The following is a 17150-nucleotide window of genomic DNA, read 5'->3' on the forward strand; positions in this document are numbered from 1 at the left end:
TTTTCCTGAGTTGTGAACGCGGTGCTGGGGTCAGACGGCGAGCAGCTCCCGCTCCAGGCGAGCGAACGACGACTCCATGCCGTCGGCCATGCCGGTGGCGAGGATCATGTCGCGCGTCTCCTTGTCGGGATACTCGATGAGCACCGTGACGAGGGTCGCGCCGTCCTCCTCATACAGGTTCAGATCGTTGAGGGTCTCAGTCGGCAGGCCCTGCATCCGCTCGGTGGTGACCGCGCGGCGCGGGGCGTCGATCAGGAGCGCCTCCCCCTCGAAGCCGAACGGCTCCCCCTCCGTGTCGCCGACCGGCGCCCAGGAGTTCCGGTACGACTGGCCGACCTCGGTGGCGGCGACGCACTCCGTCATCTCCCAGCCGTCGGGGCCGAGCATCCACTTGCGGATGAGCTCCGGCTCGAAGTGCGCGCGCCAGACCAGCTCACGCGGCCCTTCGACCAGACGGGTGATGCGCACGTGGGTGTCGTCGAGCAGCTCGACCCTGGTGCCCTTGCCCTGCGCGTATTCGCGGAGGTCTTGCAGCACGGCATCCAGCTGCGCCATCGCCATCTTGATGCCCTCGACCTGGCCCATCTCGACGACCTGCTCCAGTGCATCGACCGAGTCGAAGTGGCTCGTCGTGACCATGCGGGTGCCCTCGGCGGTGGGCTCGAACGAGAACGACATCCGCTGCGCGGGGAAGCCCTCGAGCGGCTTGCCGGACTCGTCGACGAAGGAGTCGATCACCTCGAAGCCGTTCGGCGCATCGATGGAGAGGAACTCCCACGATCCGGATGACTTCTCGCCGCGCGGGCCGTTCATCGAGTAGACCGCGCGTCCGCCGACGGTGTGGTCCCAGGCGGTGAAGGTGGCCGGCCATCCGGGAGGACCCCAGAAGCGCTCGAGCTGGCGCGGATCGCTGTAGGCGCTCCAGACCCGCTCGATGGGGGCTGCGAAGTCGGCGACCACGGTCATCGTGAGGTTGTCGGCATCGGTGGTGACGTCGGTGACAGGCATTTCAGTCTCCTTGCTCGTTCTTCGGGGTGTCGCTGTTGTCGGATGCGCCGGACCGAGGCGTCTCGGCCAGCAGGTCGTCGAGTCGGGCGATGCGCGACCGCCACAGCTCTTCGTATCGGGCGAGGAGCGCCCTGGCGCGGGCGATCATCTCGGGGTTTGCGCGGACGAGCCGCTCGCGTCCCTCGGCGCGCTTGACGATGAGGTTCGCGGCCTCGAGCACGGCGACGTGCTTCTGCACCGCGGCGAACGACATCTCGTATTCGGAGGCGAGGGTCGAGACCGACTGCTCACGCTCGATCGTCCGGCGCAGGATGTCGCGCCGGGTCGACGTCGCCAGTGCGTGGAAGACACGGTCGACCTCCGCTTCGCTCAGTTCTCTTTGTGCAACCATTTGGTTGTACGTTATGCCTGAGTGGAGGGGATGTCAAGAGGGAACTGTCGGACTCGCGAACGCCTCACACAACCTCAAGACGCCTTGACCGACATCGAAGAGATCGCTCACGCTGCGTCCCCGATATGGCACCTCGATCTCATCTCATAGCCGATATCGGGAGGCGCGCACATCCAGTCGTCGACCTCCAGCTTCTCGAGTGAGCTCCGGGCTTCTCTTAAGAACGGTTGGAGAAGGGCGCGAAGCTCGGCGACCGCGCGCTCTTCGTCATCATCCTCGGGCCACGGCGCCAAGTGGATGATCTTGAGGAGTAGCCGTCCGTCCTTCCACTGAAAATCGATCGGTTCGATGGGACCGTCCTCGTCAAAATACTCCTGTGGAACCGCCGACACAGTTGCCTACGCGTCCTCTGCCTCGAAGTGCTGCGCGTTCCTGTCTAGTGCTCGGCGGAGTTCCGTCGCAGGCAGTCGCGCGAGTTCGTCTCTCGCCAGCACGAGCTCTCCGTTGGGTCCCCCACGACGAGGATCTCCGAGAACAGTCCAGTCGCCGCGAGCGCGTGAGAAGGAAACCGAAGGCGTAGTCCGACGATAGCGACCCCCGGTCTACATGGCTGTTCGCGAACGCGCTTCTGGGGTCAGAACACATTCCTCCAACGAGATGCAGAGATCAATGATCTTCCTGGGGTTCCGATTGCGCCACTTAGAATTGCGTGACGACATGCGGTCCGGCTGCGGTGTGCGCCGAGATCGATCCCAAAAGATCGTTGCGATCGTCTCGCGTGCACGATCATTCCGAGATGCGCTTCGCGTCCGAACTCACCGACTGAATAAGACGGCTTTCGTTGCTGCGAATTTGCGCGCTCGCTGCGGCCTCCTCCAGACTCCAAAGCCGGGCGATAGCCGGAACAGCGGACTGAATGTCCCAAGGGAAAAGTGGCTTCTTGTTCACGGTCGCGAACGGGCCGTCGCTTTCGAGTACAACTCGGTCGCGCGGCATTGCGGCAAGCAGGGCCTGTCCTTTCTCGCCCAAGAGCATCGCTGGATTGACACTGAACCAACACCCCACCGCGCTCGCGCGGTCGAGTTGAGTCCGCGTCCCGGAGAACCAGTGCAGAAGAGGCGTACCCGACCCAGGGTGGGCGCCAAGCATCCTCAAGGTGGGGTCTACGGCGCGCCGGCTATGGATCGAGATGAGCTTTCCGCCCGCCGCGGTGCAAGCCTGCAAGATGTGCTGAAAGACCTGAAGTTGATCGTCCCAGAACGGCTTGTTCTCGGCCCCGCCGTCCAGTCCGACCTCCCCAACGAAGTTCGTTTCAGGAAGCCGTTCGTCGAACATCGCGAGCTCGGATTTACGCTGGCGGGCGAGTTGCGGGTGTAGCCCTAGTGCCGTCTTCACGACGGACAGACCATCTCCAAGCGCCGCGGTCCCCCTCCATGCAGAGGGAGTAGTGGTAACAGACAACAAACCGATCGACCGTTTCTGAGCTTCGTCCGCAACCCTATGCGGTTCTGGGTAGAGGTCGAGATGGGTATGGAAGTCGATCACAGTAGACCGTATCTGGTTTGAAGAGCACGTAGCTCGGCCATCCCGCGTTCGATCATTGCTCGCAGAGCTTGCCGGTCGCGGATCATCGGAGAGCTCAGCGCTGTGCCGAGCCAGTAGTCGAGCCCGTCTTCCTCGATAGCAAGTTGAGCCAGAGTCACGGAACGAACATCATCGAAGGCGGCGTGGTCTGGATCCTGTTTCCCGAGGTCATCGAAGACATAGTCGGTCGTATCTGTCGTTCCCCAGTGCAGCATCGATGCACGACGGATCTGGCACGGGACGCAGCGTCCGCAGTGCCTGTAATTGAACCTCTGGAACCGCCCGCAACTCGTCGACGCGGGCGCGAGTTGCGCGAGCAGAGACTGATCCGAGCACTCCACAAGCATTTCGCCCTTGGTTTTTTCCTCGTACGGATTCTGGATGAGAACGCGAAGGCCAACAGCGTCCAGCACGCTCTGGATGCGTGCGAGGAATTCAGGATGAGCTGTTCGCGTGCTGAGGCTCCCGATGCGCGCAAGTGTGAGCGGCGGGTTGACCGCGATGAACCCGTTCTCGCAAATGAAGAGCGGGATCGTTTGTTGGTACTGGTAAGCAAGCGTGCTCGTGGCCCCCAAAACCGCGAAGGCGAGAAATATCAGCGACCTTGACCGTTGCGATGTCTCCTTGCTGTCGCGCGGTGTACTTGCGTTGTGGTTGAGCTGGAGGTGCTGGAGTCCGCCGCCAATGGTCTTCGCGAAGAGATCCTGCTTTTCGGCATCGCCGCGAACAGTCTGGCTAATCGCGAAGATCGATCTCCCTTGGTCAGCGAGATCGATTGCGCCGATCAACGAGTCCAAACCACCGGAAAGTAGCGCGACTGAATCTGCACCAGGGAAGCGAGGCTTAGACGGCACTTCGGGCACCCGCCCGCCGTCACGGAATATGAGCCGCCAACGGTCCGTTGTGAGGAAGCTGAGCGCCTGCGCGATAGTGTCCGCGTGCGGAGCCCAGCGAGCGGGATCTTGCAGCGCGATGTCTAGTTCAAACTCCCGCGTCCATCCATCGGGACTTGTTGCCCTTGGGTGGTCGCCGTCCGCCGCTACCACGGTCAGTGCGATGGTGAGCAGGTCCCATGCCGCGTCGTCAGGCTGGAGCCGCTGTCGACGAATGGTCTCAGCGGCGGCCCATCCGGCAGTCAGGTGCGTCGTGGACGTGATCTGTTCGTAGAGAGAGATTGGCGTGGCGGATGAATCTATGCTCCCCAGTGAGGCTCCTGGACCGCTGACGTATTTCACTCGGTGTACTCCTCAAAAACGGTCAGAGTCTCGCGGAGGGCATCGCGGGTGATCTGCGCTACTCGTGCGGAGTTGGCGCGGTCCCCGTTAGCTTCTAGTCTGCGGAATGCGGCTGAGACCTGCTCGGTTATGAACTCGCGGATGTATCTGAGCCTGCGAAGGCCGATTGTGGCGTCGGGCGATTTGTTCATCACCGTCTTCTGGAGGTCGAGGCATAGCCGCCCGAAGACGTCAAGGGCGGCGTATCGCTCGATGACAAAGACTCGTTGCGCGTCCTCAAGTGCAAGCAGGTCGGCATTTGGGTAACGCTCGAGCAAGGCAGAGAGCGCGTTTCGTACGGCGATACGGCCGGCTTCTCGGTCCTGGGTGCCGTCTGCGGGGCTCGTTGCGTCGACAATTGCGTCGAGGACTGCATTCGCGTCGCTACCGTTCGCAAGGATTCGATCACGCAGATCGGTGCCGTCAACCGTTCCAGCAGACTGAAGGACAGTGCTGAGCCGACCAGCGGTGGCGGCCGTTCCACCGAGCCGCCGAGTCATCGTGCCGCTGCCGCCGTAGCCGCTCTGCACGTAATGACGTAGCGCTCGACGCAGATCCTGGCTGTTCCCGCTTCGCGCGAACCTACCTAGAGCCGTCCTGCTGTCGCGAAATCGCCCAGCGGGAGCAACCGGAACTGGTTTGGTCTCCGCTGCTTCCTCCGGCGCGACCTCGTCGCGTTCGGCTTCGTCGCTGGTCTCGTCGACGTCGTCCGCCCACGGTGGGACAAGCGCCACGCCCGGCCCAGGCCCCTCACTGCTTTGCGACGTGCCCACTACTTGGCTTTCCTTCCCTGAATAGCCTTTTTCGTAGGACTGTCCACTTCAGATGATTGGAGCCAATGCTCTAGCACTTCGGGAGCCCACGACAGATCCGCAATCCTGGGGACGATCGTTGCGCGGACCTGTTGACCTGGTCGTTCGAGCAGGAATCCCGCGAAGGTCTGCGCCTGGGTCGCGTTGACTTCCGCCAAGGCGAGGCACGCTTCGAGGATTGGAGGTGCTCCCCATTCTTGCTCCTGGCGTGCGCGTGCGAGAACTCGATCCATCATGATCTCGACCTCGTTCGGTGGAAGTGCCGCAAGGTCGTTGAGGACAGCCCGAGACTCCGCGGGACTATCCAACAGCGCATTGAGCAGATCTGCCGCGACGGACGACAGGCGATCCGCGGCAGTGATGAGGGGGGCTTGCTCACGCCCGACGTACAGCGCACCTCGAAGGTCGATATCCGCTAGGGCAGGCGGAAGTGCCAGCCACTCGCGGAGGAACGGCGAGTCCCACGCCTCGGTTGGATTGAACGCTTCGTTCTTGGCGGCTGCGCGTTCCCACTCGTCGAGGAAGGATGGCTTCCCGTCGGGGTCGCTGTTCACAGCAGCCGTCAGGGATGCGTAGGCGTTGGGAGTAACCATGCGTTCGAAGAGTAGGAGCTTCGCGAGGACAGCTTCGTCAACCCCAACACCTTGAGCCGCCGATATCGACATGCGGATCGACAGGGCATTCAGGAAGCGCTTGATCAGCCGAGGGTTCCCCGCAATCTTCTCAGCAGTTGTCATGAGCGGGGCGAGTCGCTCCGCGGTCTCCAACCGCCCTGTCAAAGCCGGACCTAAGTCGATGTCTTGGCTACCGACGAACGACCGGTCAACTCGCTTGCCTTTCCATGATTCTCGGAGTTGTCGAGCAATGGCCGCGCGCAGAGTGTCCTGCTCCTCAGGTTTCAGCTCGCTATTCTCGATAAACAGCATCATGAGATAAGCACGGACCTCTTGCGTCCCAAGCGCCGGCACGCGGATCGGGATCTGCACGAGCTTGTCGAAGTAGTTTGTGATCAGCTCGTCGTTCTCGAGCCCTCCAAAGTGCTTCTTCACGGCATGCTTGATCATCGCGTCGTCGGCAGCAATTACGAACGCTGTCTGCTTGAGGAAGAGAAAGAGGCGTATGGCCTCGAGTGTCGAGATCGTGGTTCCTGGCATGCACCGGTCTAGGTCGTCGATGAGCACAACGAGCGTGACACCAACCTCCTTCAAGGTGTCTTCGAACGCGTCGCGCAGAGCTTGGATCTCTTTCGGCGGTGACCACTGTTCCTTCGCTTTGAGAAGCGCACTACCGGCGGCAGCCGAGGCTTCCCCAACGCGCATGGCCTCGTCGACATCAGCCCCGTCAAATCGCCCCGACGCGCCTGCATCGATGAGGTTCGCGATGTCGCCAGGTATACCGCCAGGGGGAAGACCCAAGGCCATCGCCGCTGCAGGAACCGCGATGAGCTTCGCCAGACGAACCCATCGGACGCGAGCGAGGAACTCCTTCGCCTTGTCCACTCCCGATTTACGGGACTCGGCTTCTTCTTGCAACCGATTCGCGACCACTTCAAGCAATGCCGCCCTCGCGTCGTCATACCCTTGATATAGCCAGGCGTTGAACTCGACGAATACGTACTTCTTTGGCCCATGTTCAGGCTGCTTTTTCTCCAGTGACGTGCGCGTGAGCTTGATCATCGAAGACTTGCCCACACCCCAGGCGCCAGAAACTCCAATGGACACCGGGCGACCGTCCGCGCGCACGATGACCTCAGCTATCGTGTCCGCAACGCCCTCGAAGTTCAGGAAGTCGCGATCCGTCTCGTTGTCAGTCCACACCGTCGATACCCCTCGCTACGACACCGGCCTGGCGGAGTGCCACCCCGCACACCTCGCTATCATGCCATGCGCGTTCAGCGAAGGGCGTTCGCTACCGTCGCATTCTGATCGCAGTCGAGGCGCTCGTCCTAGATTCTTTTAACCCCCGTCTTCGATGACTTGAGGCGACTTGCCCCTGAGGGAGGCATCGACCCGAGCAATTCATCTCTTTGCGGGCCACCCGAACTTAGTTTTGTTGACCACTCCGAGCGCGTCGGATGACCCATGCCCGGTAGCCGAGCCCGCGCGAGATCCCTAGGTCACTATCCCGAAATCTGCTTAGACGCTCTCGAGCTATCGTCGCTCCAACGGAATGCGCGAAGCGCTCGTTGAGTGCTCGGGCAGCATCATTGTCATCCTGCGTGGCCAGCGCAACATCACGCTCAGGGTAGTTAGATGCGGCAGCAGCGAGTAGCGCCAGTCCGACACCACGACGCTGAGCTTCGGGTGCCACCGCAACGACCTGAAGGTAGAGCGGATCAGCGTCGATAGTGCCGACGCTCGAGGTGCAATATCCCACATGAAGCCCGTCTATTTCCGCCAGGAGCACATGATGCATGGCGATTGTCTCAATGTTCCGCCGAACCTGGAGGACAGAGATTGGCGAACAGACCACCTGCAGGTCCCTAATGGCACGAGCGTCGCGGGCAGTCAACGTGGCCTCTCGAATCGAGACTCTCGATGATCCAAGGTCATTCAATCGGGCGCGCCATTTCAAGAAGTCCGGGTCGCTGGACAGCGGGAAGTCGGGCTCCCATGCCTCGATGTCATCGTCACTCACGCCGTGATGCATGCTGAATGAGCCACCTCGTCCTGAACCTGTGTCGGCACTCTCGAGCCAGAGTCGGGGAGAGTCCGACTGGCGCAGAAGCAGGCCGGCCCAACTCTCCGTGCCACGAGCAGATACCTTGCTCAATCGTTTCCGTAGTCGTACTCGTCCGGCTCGTAGTTCCGCTCGATCATGAACGTTGTGGTCACACCTGCCTCTTCTAGGAACTCTAAGCGGTCAAGTACGAGATGGCAGTTTGGGCATCCGAAGTAGACGGCGTATATCTGAAGCCGCTCGGTGGGCGACGTCCACATGTCATCGAACTGCTCTGGGTAGTCGACGGAAACGTCTCCATAGTCTTCGCCCTCCAGCGAACCCTCTTCGCCGCAGACGGGACAGTCGCTAACAGACTGGTATGAGAGCTGCGCAGATGCCTCGAAAGTCTTGTTGAGCTCGTCGCGAAGGGCGGCCGGCGTGGCCGCATGCTGACGCTGATCGAGTCGCTGCTGGGCGCGACCGAGTAGCGCGGCCACGTGCTCTTTCACATGATCATTATGTTGCGCCAAATAGTCCTCGACACGACTCAGGAGCGAGCTACCGACCAAGCCATGAAGGTCCTGATCTGCAGCTACCACCAGGATGCTTGCCTGGTTCCACAGTTTCCCCCACCACACCGCTTCGGGGTGCGGCGGCGTTCCTGTCCCGCCCCCGTGCATGTACTCGTTGCGGACGGCACTGAACTGCGCAGCTTCCTTCCCAGAAAACGATCGGAATGTCTTTTCAGCTCTCGACCACAGCGCTTTCGCTTGGATGGTCTGTATGTCAGCTCCGTCGTAGGCGACCACTCCGAGAGTAGCCAACACGTGCTTACCATCGGCGTCAGGCGGAATGATCAAGAGCGGCGAGATGTGGGCGAGTGCGGCCTTCGCGAGGAATTCCAGTGCTGTCGTTGCCCAGAACGCTCGCTCGTCGAAATCGCGAACTTCCTCATCGCTAAGCGAGCGCCGGGCGAACACTTGCGCCTTCGCCCAGAGATCGTTGAACGACGGGATCGCCATCAGCCGTCCAGCCCACTGATCAGCGCAGCCCGGTGCACTCGTCGAGTTGATGCATCCGAGGCGGCCGCGCGAGCGTGCAGCGCGCGACGGTTCGCGATCACGAGCACGTTGCCTGGTTCCGTCCAGTAGTGCGCGAAAGCTGACTCCGTCAATGCGGCGAACTCCGCAGCGGCATGCCGCGCGTCGTCGTCCATGGGAGTCATACACCCCGGGTCATAGCGCCATCGGCCGGCCGTGTCGATTGCGCTGGAGTAGAAGGCATCACGGCCGCCACCCACCTTGAATACCCCCGCACGCTGCGATTCCGTGGGGACGCCTAGCGCGCGCAGCAAAGTAGGCGTCGGCGAAGGTGCGACCGCCGCGAGTAGAACGATATCGGGCATCACACGGTGATGCGCGCCATCTGTGTGCAACGGCTGGCGGTCCCGGCCGACCATAGCGCTCAAGGATTGGACGTGCGCATCTTCGGCATCTACAACTCGCAACGTGCTCAGCGCTGGCTCCCCTCGCCGAATCGGGACCGGCCTCCATCCAAGTCCAGTCGCCTCGAGGAGCAGCGTCCGTATGTCGGTGCGCAGCACTGCCCAGCCGTCCTGAATCGCCTCCGCTGCAGTCTGTTCGAGGGATGTCATCGTCCCGAGTTTCCCACAGCTGGCACGAGTTCTACCGCACAGACGGTCCTCATATTGAACTGGTGACACACGGTGTCATCGCGCTGCGTTTCCGACATGATCGGTCAGGGTGCGATCGGAACGCCCCCGGCTCACTCCCTGATCGAGGCGAGGAGGATCCGCACGAGAGCCTCGTGCGCGTCACCCTCGTCGATGCGCGAGGCGAGCACCGCGCTCGCGAGCACATCCGCCGAGGCGAACGCGGCCTCCAGGGTGATCGGATCGATGCTCTCGGCACCGACCACGCGGGCGAGGGCGACGCGACAGCGTTCGACGTACGCCCCCACCGACTCCTGCCGTATCCGCGCGAGCACCGGCGTGCCGTGGAGGGCCGCGACCACTCCCGCCATCTCGATGCCTTCGGCGCGGGCGCAGGCGACATAGCTCGTGGCGATGACGTCCACGACCCCTTCGACGTCGGGTCGGGCCCTCGCCAGCGCGGTCTCGAGCGAGGCATCCTGGCGCTCGTCGAACTGTCGGTACAGCGCGGCGAAGAGCCCCGAGCGGTCGCCGAAGTGCTCGTAGACGACGGGCTTCGTGATGCCCGCGCGGTCTGCGAGCGTGCCGAGGGTCAGCGCGTCGGCGCCCTCGGAACGGATCATCTCCCGCGCGACGCTCAGCAGCTGCGCGCGACGGTCGGCCTTCGACAGTCGCGGTCGCGCACCCTCTTTCGCCTTCGTCATCTCGCCCCTTGCGACCCATACTTACGATGAGTAAGTTACGGTTGGTAGGTACCAATCCTACCCCGTGCCATCGGCACCATCCACGATCCGAGGAGAGACATGACCGCCGACCTCCGGCCCACCACCCACTGGGTCTACGCGCACCCGCAGTCGGGATCCCTGAACCGGCAACTGTTCCAGGCAGGAGTCGAGGCACTCACGCCGCGCTACGACGTGCAGACCTCGGATCTGTACGCCCAGGGCTTCGATCCGCTGCTGGCACAGCGCGACATCGGCGGGCGCGAGGGGAACGTCGTCGACCTGATGGGCGAGATCCACGAGAGCGGGCTCATTCCCGACGACGTGCGCGTCGAACAGCGGAAGCTGGAGGCCGCCGAGCTGCTCGTGTTCCAGTTCCCGCTCTGGTGGTACGGCGCACCGGCGATCCTCAAAGGCTGGTTCGATCGCGTGTTCACCAACGGCTTCGCCTACGGCGGCGTCGACGCGGAAACGGGACTGCCGCTCCGCTACGGCGAGGGCGGCCTGAAGGGCAAGCGCGCGCTCATCATCGTGACGGCGGGCGAGGATGCGCGAAGCATCGGTACCCGAGGCATCAGCGGCGACATCGATGCTCTGCTGTTCCCCATCACGCACGGCACGCTCTGGTACACGGGGATTGAATCGCTCGATCTGCACGTCATCCACGACGCCGACGCCCTCGATGCCGCGGCCGTCGCTTCGGAGCGGGATCGGCTGACAACGAGGCTGGCGGGCATTCACGACGAGGTGCCGTCTCAGCCGTACCGCGCCCTGCGCGACGGCGAGTATCGGGGGACGCGAGCGTTGCGCGCCGACATCCTTCCCGGACGAACCGACCTCGACATCCACCGCGTCGACCGCGCGGGCGTCGCGAACAGCACCCGCTAGGACCGCACGACGTTCGGCGCGGGCGGGGTCGGACCCCTCGGGCGATACGCTCGCGGGTATGGGCTTCTCGGTGCTGGGTCTCGCACTCAGCCTCGCCATCTTCGCTCCGAGCCTGTTACTCATCTGGTTCCCGCCCCGCCCTGCGTTGCCGACCGGGGTCGTCCCTCGTCCGGTGACGCTGCTGGAACGCGCGGGGCAGGCGCTCTGCGTGACGGTTCCCTCCATCACGGTGGGCGCATCCGTCGGGTGGTGGTGGTTCCCGCTCGTCGCCGTGCTCGTGCTCGCGTACTGGGCGTTGTGGGTGAGGTTCCTCGTCACCGGGCGTCGCCTTGAGGCGCTCTTCGGTCCCGTCTGGGGCGTGCCGGTGCCCATGGCGCTGCTCCCCGTCGCCGCTTTCCTCGCCGGCGCCGCATGGCTGGAGAACCCCTGGGTGGCGATTGCCGCGGCGGTGCTTGCCGCCGGGCACATCCCCAGCTCGCTGATCACGGCCAGAGCTCGATAGCCTGGCCGGCAGCCGGAGAGCCCGGAGAACTCAGGTTCTACGACCGGGGCGCCGCCACACGAAGCGCGTCGGCGGCGGCATCCATCGTGTCGGCGTTGAGCGAGAAGTACGCCCACTTGCCGCGCTGCTCGCGGGTGACGAGGCCGGCATCCGCGAGGAGCTTCATGTGGTGCGAGACGGTGCCCTGCGAGAGGCCGACCGGCTCGGTCAGGTCGCAGATGCAGGCCTCGCCGCCGTCCCCGGCGGCGATGAGGGACAGCAGCCGGACTCGCGTGGGATCACCGAGCGCCTTGAACACCCGCGCGACGCGCTCCGCATCCTCGACCGTCGGCGCGGCCGTGACCCGCGGCACGCAGCAGGCGGTCGCTTCGATGGTCGTCGGCAGGCTCATGCATCCATCCTGACACGTATTGACAAACTTCGATAGATCGGCGACAGTCATCGTATTGAAGATCATCGATTTGAGGAGATGTGATGTCCGAGCTTCCCGTCGTCGTCATCGGAGCGGGCCCGCAGGGTCTGGCAGCCGCGGCACACCTCGTCGAACGCGGCGAGCACGTGGTCGTCGTCGAGCGCGGGAACACGCCGGCCGCGGCCGTCTCGGAGTGGGGGCATGTGCGCCTGTTCTCGGCATGGCCGGAACTCACCGACGCCGCCGCCCGCCGCCTGCTCGAGCCGACGGGGTGGACGGCACGCACAGCGGGCTATCCGACCGGCACGGAGTGGGTTCGCGGCTACCTGGCACCACTCGCGGATGCTCTGGGCGAGCGAATCCGCTACGCGACCACCGTCACCGGCATCGCCCGCCAGGGTCGGGACAAGGTCGTCGACGGGGGACGCAAGAGCCAGCCCTTCGTCGTGCACACCGTCGATGGGGACGGGCGCGAAGCCCGACTCCTCGCCCGCGCGGTCGTCGATGCGAGCGGCACCTGGAATCTTCCGAACCCGGCGGGGGCGGACGGATTCCCGGCACTCGGCGAGGCCGCGGCGTCGGGCCGGATCTCGTACCGCATCCCGACCGACGTGTCCGAGCTCGCGGGCCGGCATGTGGTCGTCGTGGGAGCCGGGCACTCCGCCACGCACGCCGTCCTGCGCCTGAGCGAGCTGGCACGGCGCGCTCCGGGAACGCGCGTGACCTGGCTGCTGCGTCGAGGAAGCGCCGCCAACGTCTTCGGTGGCGGGATCGGGGACGAGCTTCCCGAGCGCGCCGCACTCGGTTCCCGCGCCCGGAAGGTCATCGACGAGGGGGTCGTGGAGCTGGTGACGGGGTTCCGCGTCGCCGAATTCCGGCAGGGCGGCGACGGGCTGACGATCGTCGCGGAAGACGGCCGGGAGGTGACCGACGTCGGGCACGTGTTCGCCCTCACCGGCTTCCGCCCCGACACCGGGATGCTGAGGGAACTGCGGATCGACCTCGATCCCGCACTCGAAGCGGTCGCGGGCATCGCCTCCGAGATCGACCCGAACATCCACTCCTGCGGCTCGGTGGGCGCGACAGGGGCGAGGGAGCTCGCCCAGCCCGAACCCGAATTCTTCATCGTCGGCGCGAAGTCGTACGGCCGCGCCCCGACCTTCCTCGCCCTGACCGGATACGAGCAGGTCCGCAGCGTCGCCGCGCACCTCGTGGGCGATCACGAGGCCGCGGCCCGCAACGAGCTGAGCCTCCCCGACACCGGCGTGTGCGGCGGAGCCGGGGGGTTCGACAACTCGGCCGGCAGCTGCTGCGCTGCCCCGGCGACGATCCAGATCGGCGCGCGCCCGGCCGCCGTCGGCTGATCGCGGCCCGCCCACCGCGGGTATCCGACTGTCAAGATAGATGCAGGTCACCCACCCCCTCCCAGGAGCACCCATGACCGACACGACCACCAAGCCCTCCGTGCTCTTCGTCTGCGTGCACAACGCCGGACGCTCGCAGATGGCGGCCGGATTCCTCCGCGACATCGCCGGTGACCGCATCGAAGTCCGCTCCGCCGGTTCGATGCCCGCTGATCAGATCAACCCGACCGCCGTCGCGGCCATGAGTGAGCTCGGCATCGACATCACTGCCGAGCAGCCCAAGGTTCTGACCACCGAGGCCGTGCAGGCCTCCGATGTCGTGATCACGATGGGCTGCGGCGACGCGTGCCCGTTCTTCCCCGGCAAGCGCTACGAGGACTGGGCCCTCGACGACCCGGCCGGCCAGGGCATCGATGCCGTACGCCCGATCCGCGACGAGATCCGGGCACGCATCGAGCAGCTGGTGAGCGAACTGGTCTGAGGGACCGACCGCCTGCATCGGCCGGCCAGCCTGCCTCCTCGCGGGCTGTCGAGGGTCATGCTGCCGCGCCTGGACGCGTCACCGGCGCCCGGGTGACGAACCGTTGACATCCGATGTTTGTCGCGCCATGATCAGAAAGGTCCGGTGGCCCTACCACTGGCTCCTGATCGACAGCGAAGACTGGAGAAGGTCATGACGAAGAAGTCACTGCAACCCCTCAGTTCCACCACACTCTCGCGCCGAACGTTGTTCAAGGCGGGCCTGATCGGTGGCGCCGCCATCGCGATGGGTACGAGTCTCACCGCGTGCGCGCCGGAGGTATCCACGAAGGGAGCCAAGACGCTGCGCATGGTCATGCCAGATGCCTACCCTTTCGAGGATGTCCTCACGACGACGACCGAACCGGCGGCGGACGGCACCGCCGACAGAGGGCTCTGGCGCCTTCTGCAGTCATGGAAGGAGACCCATCCCGACGTGACCCTCGAGATCGAGACCGTGCCCTGGGACACCATCACTCAGCGGGTCATCCTGATGGGCCAGGCCGGCACTCCCGCTGACCTGGTGCTGGTCAACGATCTCAACATCCCCAAGCTCGCGAAGGGAGGGTTCCTCGCGCCGCTCGATTCCCTGCCCGGCGAATGGGACGACTACAACCAGAACCTGCTCCGCGGCATCGCCTCCGATGCCGGGAAGATCTACGCACTCCCGTGGATGACCGACTGCCGTCACGAGATGTACTGGAAGGAGGACTGGGCGAAGGCCGGCATCACCGAGCCCCCCGAGACGTGGGCGGAGTTCACCGAAGCGATGGCCGCACTCAAGGATGCCGGTATCGCTGACCCCTACTCGTTCTGGGCAGGGAACACCGTGCACACTCCCACCCAGTCCCTCTTCTCCCAGACGTGGATGCTCGGTGGAGACGTGATCGACGCCGATGGTCGCGCGACCCTCAAGACCGACGAGATGCTCGAGGTCTTCGAGTTCTACAACTCGCTCATGAACGAGCAGGGCGTCTCGTCGACCGGGTTGCTGTCCGTCTCCAAGGACGACGAGTACGACGACATGCTGCTGTCGCACAAGACCGCGACGATGAAGGGCGGCTCGTGGGTGGGGCTCAAGCTCGACGACGGCGGCCTGGCGGACGAGATCGGCTACTTCCGCACGCCGCGTCCGACGAAAGAGGCGAAGGACGCCACCCTCTCGGGCTTCTGGGCATTCGAGCTTCCTGCGCAGAAGACGCCGGACGAGGCGAAGCAGGAGCTCGCGTTCGAGTTCGCGATGCACATCACCGGTTCGAAAGGACAGGCCGAGTACCTCGTCGATGCGCCGGGCAAGCTGCCCACACGCCCGTCGGCATCCGCAAGCCCTCAGGCGCAGGCTCAGAACGACGCGTGGAAGTTCCAGGCGGACTACGCATCCGACGCCGGCCGAGGTATGCCTGCCGCCGCTGATGCGGGACTGCTGTTCGACCAGCTGCGCATCGCATTCCAGTCGTACCTCACGGGCACCTCTCCCGCGAACGAGGCACTCGCGTCCGCCGAGAAGGCGTACAACGAGCAGGTCGCGTCGTAGGGTCCGGACCGATGCCCCCGGAAACGATGACCGTCTCGCCGGTTCCCTCCGCTCCTGATCCCGGCCCTGCTCGTTCTCGCGTCGCGGCATCCCCACGAAAGGTCCGCCGTGACTTCCTGCCCTATGCGCTGATCGCCCCCGGCGCTCTGCTCGTCGTCGGGTTCACCGTCATCGCGCTGGGATTCACGCTCATCAGCAGCTTCACCGACTGGGATGTGGGGCGACTCAACACCACTTTCATCGGAATCGACAACTATCTTCGCGCCTTCCGCGATCCGGAGATGGTCGCCAGTCTCTGGCGATCCGGGATCTTCGTGCTCAGCGTCGTCGCGCTGTCGACTGTGGCGGGCTTCCTCCTCGCGGTGGCACTGAACCGGCGCTTTCCGGGGCGGGGCGCGGTTCGCGCGCTCGTCGTCCTGCCGTGGGTCATCAGCGAGATGGCGTCAGGCGTGTTCTGGGCGCTGATCCTGAAGAACGACGGAATCCTCTCCGCCTTCGGCTTGGAGCAGAGCCCGCTGGAGTCGCCTGCCGGCGCGATGACCGCGCTGATCCTGGTCGAGTCCTGGCGGAGCATCGGCTTCGTGACGGTGATGGTTCTCGCGGGTCTGCAATCCATCGATCCCGGCCTCTACGAGGCCGCGAAGATCGACGGAGCGACCGCTGGACGGATCACCTGGAGCATCACGCTTCCGCTCGTGAGCCCGACGGTGCTGATCGCTGCGATCCTCCTGATGATCGGAAACTTCAACCTGGTGACGATGATCATCGCGCTCACGGCGGGTGGCCCGATCACCGCGACCACGACGACGGCCCTCTACATGTACAACCAGTCGTTCACTTATTTCCACCTCGGATACGGCGCGGCGATCGCGATGATCATGTCCGTGTTCAACGTGATCGCGATGTTCGCCTTCATCCTGCTCCAGCGCGGACGGGGGGCTCGCTCATGAGCGTCCTCGCCGCCCCACCGCACGCGCGGACGCGCGCTCCCCGCGTTGCTCTGCCACTCATCACGACGGTGATGGTGGTCATCGTGTTCGCGCTGCCGATGCTGTGGATCCTGCTGAAGTCGTTCGGACCGGAGGATGAGATCTTCTCGGCGGCTCTCCTCCCGTCTTCCTTCCACCCGGAGAACTACGCTCGCGCCGTCCAGACCGGCATGCTCGTCTCCTACACGCTCAGCACGATCGCGATCAGCTTCTTCACCTGCCTCATCGTGCTGCCGCTCGGATTCATGGCCGGCTACGGGCTGGCACGGTTCTCCTTCCGCGGTCGGGGTCTGGTCCTCTTCCTCTTCATGTTCTCGCTGACGATCCCGGGGCTCGTGAACCTCCTCGCGATCTACCAGGTGTTCAGCCTGGCCCAGCTGATCAATAATCCGGCAGGCCTGGTGATCGTCTACGCGGCGTCGAATCTGCCCCTGGCGACCTGGCTGATGAGAGCATTCATCCAGTCGCTGCCGTCAGAGCTGGAGCAGGCCGCCCTCGTCGACGGCTGCACCCGCGGCGGAGCGATCCTCCGCATCGTGGTCCCCTTGACCTCCCCGGGACTCGCCGCCGTCGCCGTCCTGGTCGTCGTGAACGTGTTCCAGGAGTTCATCGTCGCCCAGACGCTCATCTCCACGCGGGGCATCGGTGTCGTCAGCCAGGGCCTGCGGGCGATGCAGGGGCAGTTCGATCTCGACTACACCTCGCTCGCGGCGGGATCGGTTCTCGTGAGCGTGATTCCCGTTCTGCTCTTCCTTCTGCTGCAGAAGCAGTTCATCGCGGGCATGACGACGGGGGCGACGACAGGGTGAAGACGAACG

18 protein-coding genes are annotated in these 17150 nt (G+C 64.4%); 7 read left to right on the top strand and 11 right to left on the bottom strand.

The window, feature by feature from the left end; genetic code table 11:
• Nucleotides 1–30: 30 nt before the first annotated feature.
• The 10 genes from J7E45_RS08305 to J7E45_RS08350 all read right to left on the bottom strand — a co-directional run bounded on the left by J7E45_RS08305 (nt 31) and on the right by J7E45_RS08350 (nt 10106).
• Nucleotides 31–1008 (bottom strand): SRPBCC family protein, encoded by a 978-nt coding sequence (locus tag J7E45_RS08305; RefSeq protein WP_215068441.1) that lies wholly within the window; start codon nt 1006–1008, stop codon nt 31–33.
• Nucleotide 1009: 1 nt separating this feature from the next.
• On the bottom strand, nt 1010–1399 hold the full coding sequence (locus tag J7E45_RS08310) for a metalloregulator ArsR/SmtB family transcription factor (RefSeq protein ID WP_167633821.1): 390 nt from the start codon (nt 1397–1399) through the stop codon (nt 1010–1012).
• A 786-nt stretch (nt 1400–2185) separates the two neighbouring features.
• Complete coding sequence (gene qatD, locus J7E45_RS08315) at nt 2186–2944, bottom strand: Qat anti-phage system TatD family nuclease QatD (RefSeq protein WP_215068443.1); 759 nt, start codon at nt 2942–2944, stop codon at nt 2186–2188.
• The gene (gene qatC, locus J7E45_RS08320; protein WP_215068445.1) at nt 2941–4218 is read right to left on the bottom strand and encodes a Qat anti-phage system QueC-like protein QatC; all 1278 of its coding nucleotides are present in this window, start codon (nt 4216–4218) and stop codon (nt 2941–2943) included. The genes qatD and qatC overlap by 4 nt, the downstream gene beginning before the upstream one ends.
• Nucleotides 4215–5030 carry a Qat anti-phage system associated protein QatB gene (gene qatB / locus J7E45_RS08325; protein ID WP_215068447.1) on the bottom strand — a complete coding sequence of 272 codons (816 nt, stop codon included), beginning with the start codon at nt 5028–5030 and terminating at the stop codon, nt 4215–4217. Before qatB ends, qatC begins: the two co-directional genes overlap by 4 nt.
• Nucleotides 5030–6886 (bottom strand): P-loop NTPase fold protein, encoded by a 1857-nt coding sequence (locus J7E45_RS08330; RefSeq protein ID WP_215068450.1) that lies wholly within the window; start codon nt 6884–6886, stop codon nt 5030–5032. Before J7E45_RS08330 ends, qatB begins: the two co-directional genes overlap by 1 nt.
• Before the next feature lie 226 nt (nt 6887–7112).
• Nucleotides 7113–7718 carry a GNAT family N-acetyltransferase gene (locus J7E45_RS18250; RefSeq protein ID WP_374225454.1) on the bottom strand — a complete coding sequence of 202 codons (606 nt, stop codon included), beginning with the start codon at nt 7716–7718 and terminating at the stop codon, nt 7113–7115.
• A gap of 119 nt (nt 7719–7837) precedes the next feature.
• On the bottom strand, nt 7838–8752 hold the full coding sequence (locus J7E45_RS08340) for a hypothetical protein (protein WP_215068454.1): 915 nt from the start codon (nt 8750–8752) through the stop codon (nt 7838–7840).
• The gene (locus J7E45_RS18185; protein WP_308162079.1) at nt 8752–8955 is read right to left on the bottom strand and encodes a hypothetical protein; all 204 of its coding nucleotides are present in this window, start codon (nt 8953–8955) and stop codon (nt 8752–8754) included. Before J7E45_RS18185 ends, J7E45_RS08340 begins: the two co-directional genes overlap by 1 nt.
• A gap of 560 nt (nt 8956–9515) precedes the next feature.
• Complete coding sequence (locus J7E45_RS08350; protein WP_215068458.1) at nt 9516–10106, bottom strand: TetR/AcrR family transcriptional regulator; 591 nt, start codon at nt 10104–10106, stop codon at nt 9516–9518.
• A gap of 99 nt (nt 10107–10205) precedes the next feature.
• Between J7E45_RS08350 and J7E45_RS08355 the strand changes: the two genes are divergently transcribed.
• Together J7E45_RS08355 and J7E45_RS08360 are read left to right on the top strand one after the other, a co-directional pair.
• A complete protein-coding gene (locus J7E45_RS08355) occupies nt 10206–11012 on the top strand; it encodes an NAD(P)H-dependent oxidoreductase (protein WP_215068460.1) in 807 nt (268 codons plus the stop codon).
• Between the two features lie 58 nt (nt 11013–11070).
• Nucleotides 11071–11514, top strand: coding sequence for a hypothetical protein (locus J7E45_RS08360; protein ID WP_215068462.1), 444 nt, complete (start codon nt 11071–11073; stop codon nt 11512–11514).
• Nucleotides 11515–11551: 37 nt separating this feature from the next.
• Here the strand turns inward: J7E45_RS08360 and J7E45_RS08365 are convergent, their stop codons facing one another.
• Nucleotides 11552–11905: a helix-turn-helix transcriptional regulator gene (locus J7E45_RS08365; RefSeq protein ID WP_215068464.1), complete on the bottom strand. Its 354-nt coding sequence runs from the start codon at nt 11903–11905 to the stop codon at nt 11552–11554.
• Nucleotides 11906–11988: 83 nt separating this feature from the next.
• Here J7E45_RS08365 and J7E45_RS08370 point away from each other — a divergent pair, with 83 nt between their 5' ends.
• The 5 genes from J7E45_RS08370 (at nt 11989) to J7E45_RS08390 (ending at nt 17141) form a co-directional block, all read left to right on the top strand.
• Complete coding sequence (locus J7E45_RS08370) at nt 11989–13290, top strand: FAD-dependent oxidoreductase (protein ID WP_215068465.1); 1302 nt, start codon at nt 11989–11991, stop codon at nt 13288–13290.
• Nucleotides 13291–13363: 73 nt separating this feature from the next.
• Nucleotides 13364–13771, top strand: coding sequence for an arsenate reductase ArsC (locus tag J7E45_RS08375; RefSeq protein WP_091032947.1), 408 nt, complete (start codon nt 13364–13366; stop codon nt 13769–13771).
• 192 nt (nt 13772–13963) lie between these two features.
• Nucleotides 13964–15343 carry an extracellular solute-binding protein gene (locus J7E45_RS08380; protein ID WP_091032950.1) on the top strand — a complete coding sequence of 460 codons (1380 nt, stop codon included), beginning with the start codon at nt 13964–13966 and terminating at the stop codon, nt 15341–15343.
• 11 nt (nt 15344–15354) lie between these two features.
• Nucleotides 15355–16293 (top strand): carbohydrate ABC transporter permease, encoded by a 939-nt coding sequence (locus J7E45_RS08385; protein ID WP_215068466.1) that lies wholly within the window; start codon nt 15355–15357, stop codon nt 16291–16293.
• Nucleotides 16290–17141 (top strand): carbohydrate ABC transporter permease, encoded by an 852-nt coding sequence (locus tag J7E45_RS08390; protein ID WP_215068467.1) that lies wholly within the window; start codon nt 16290–16292, stop codon nt 17139–17141. The genes J7E45_RS08385 and J7E45_RS08390 overlap by 4 nt, the downstream gene beginning before the upstream one ends.
• Nucleotides 17142–17150: the final 9 nt, after the last annotated feature.

Origin of the sequence: Microbacterium sp. ISL-59, from assembly GCF_018613945.1 — a bacterium.
Lineage (GTDB): Bacteria > Actinomycetota > Actinomycetes > Actinomycetales > Microbacteriaceae > Microbacterium > Microbacterium oxydans_B.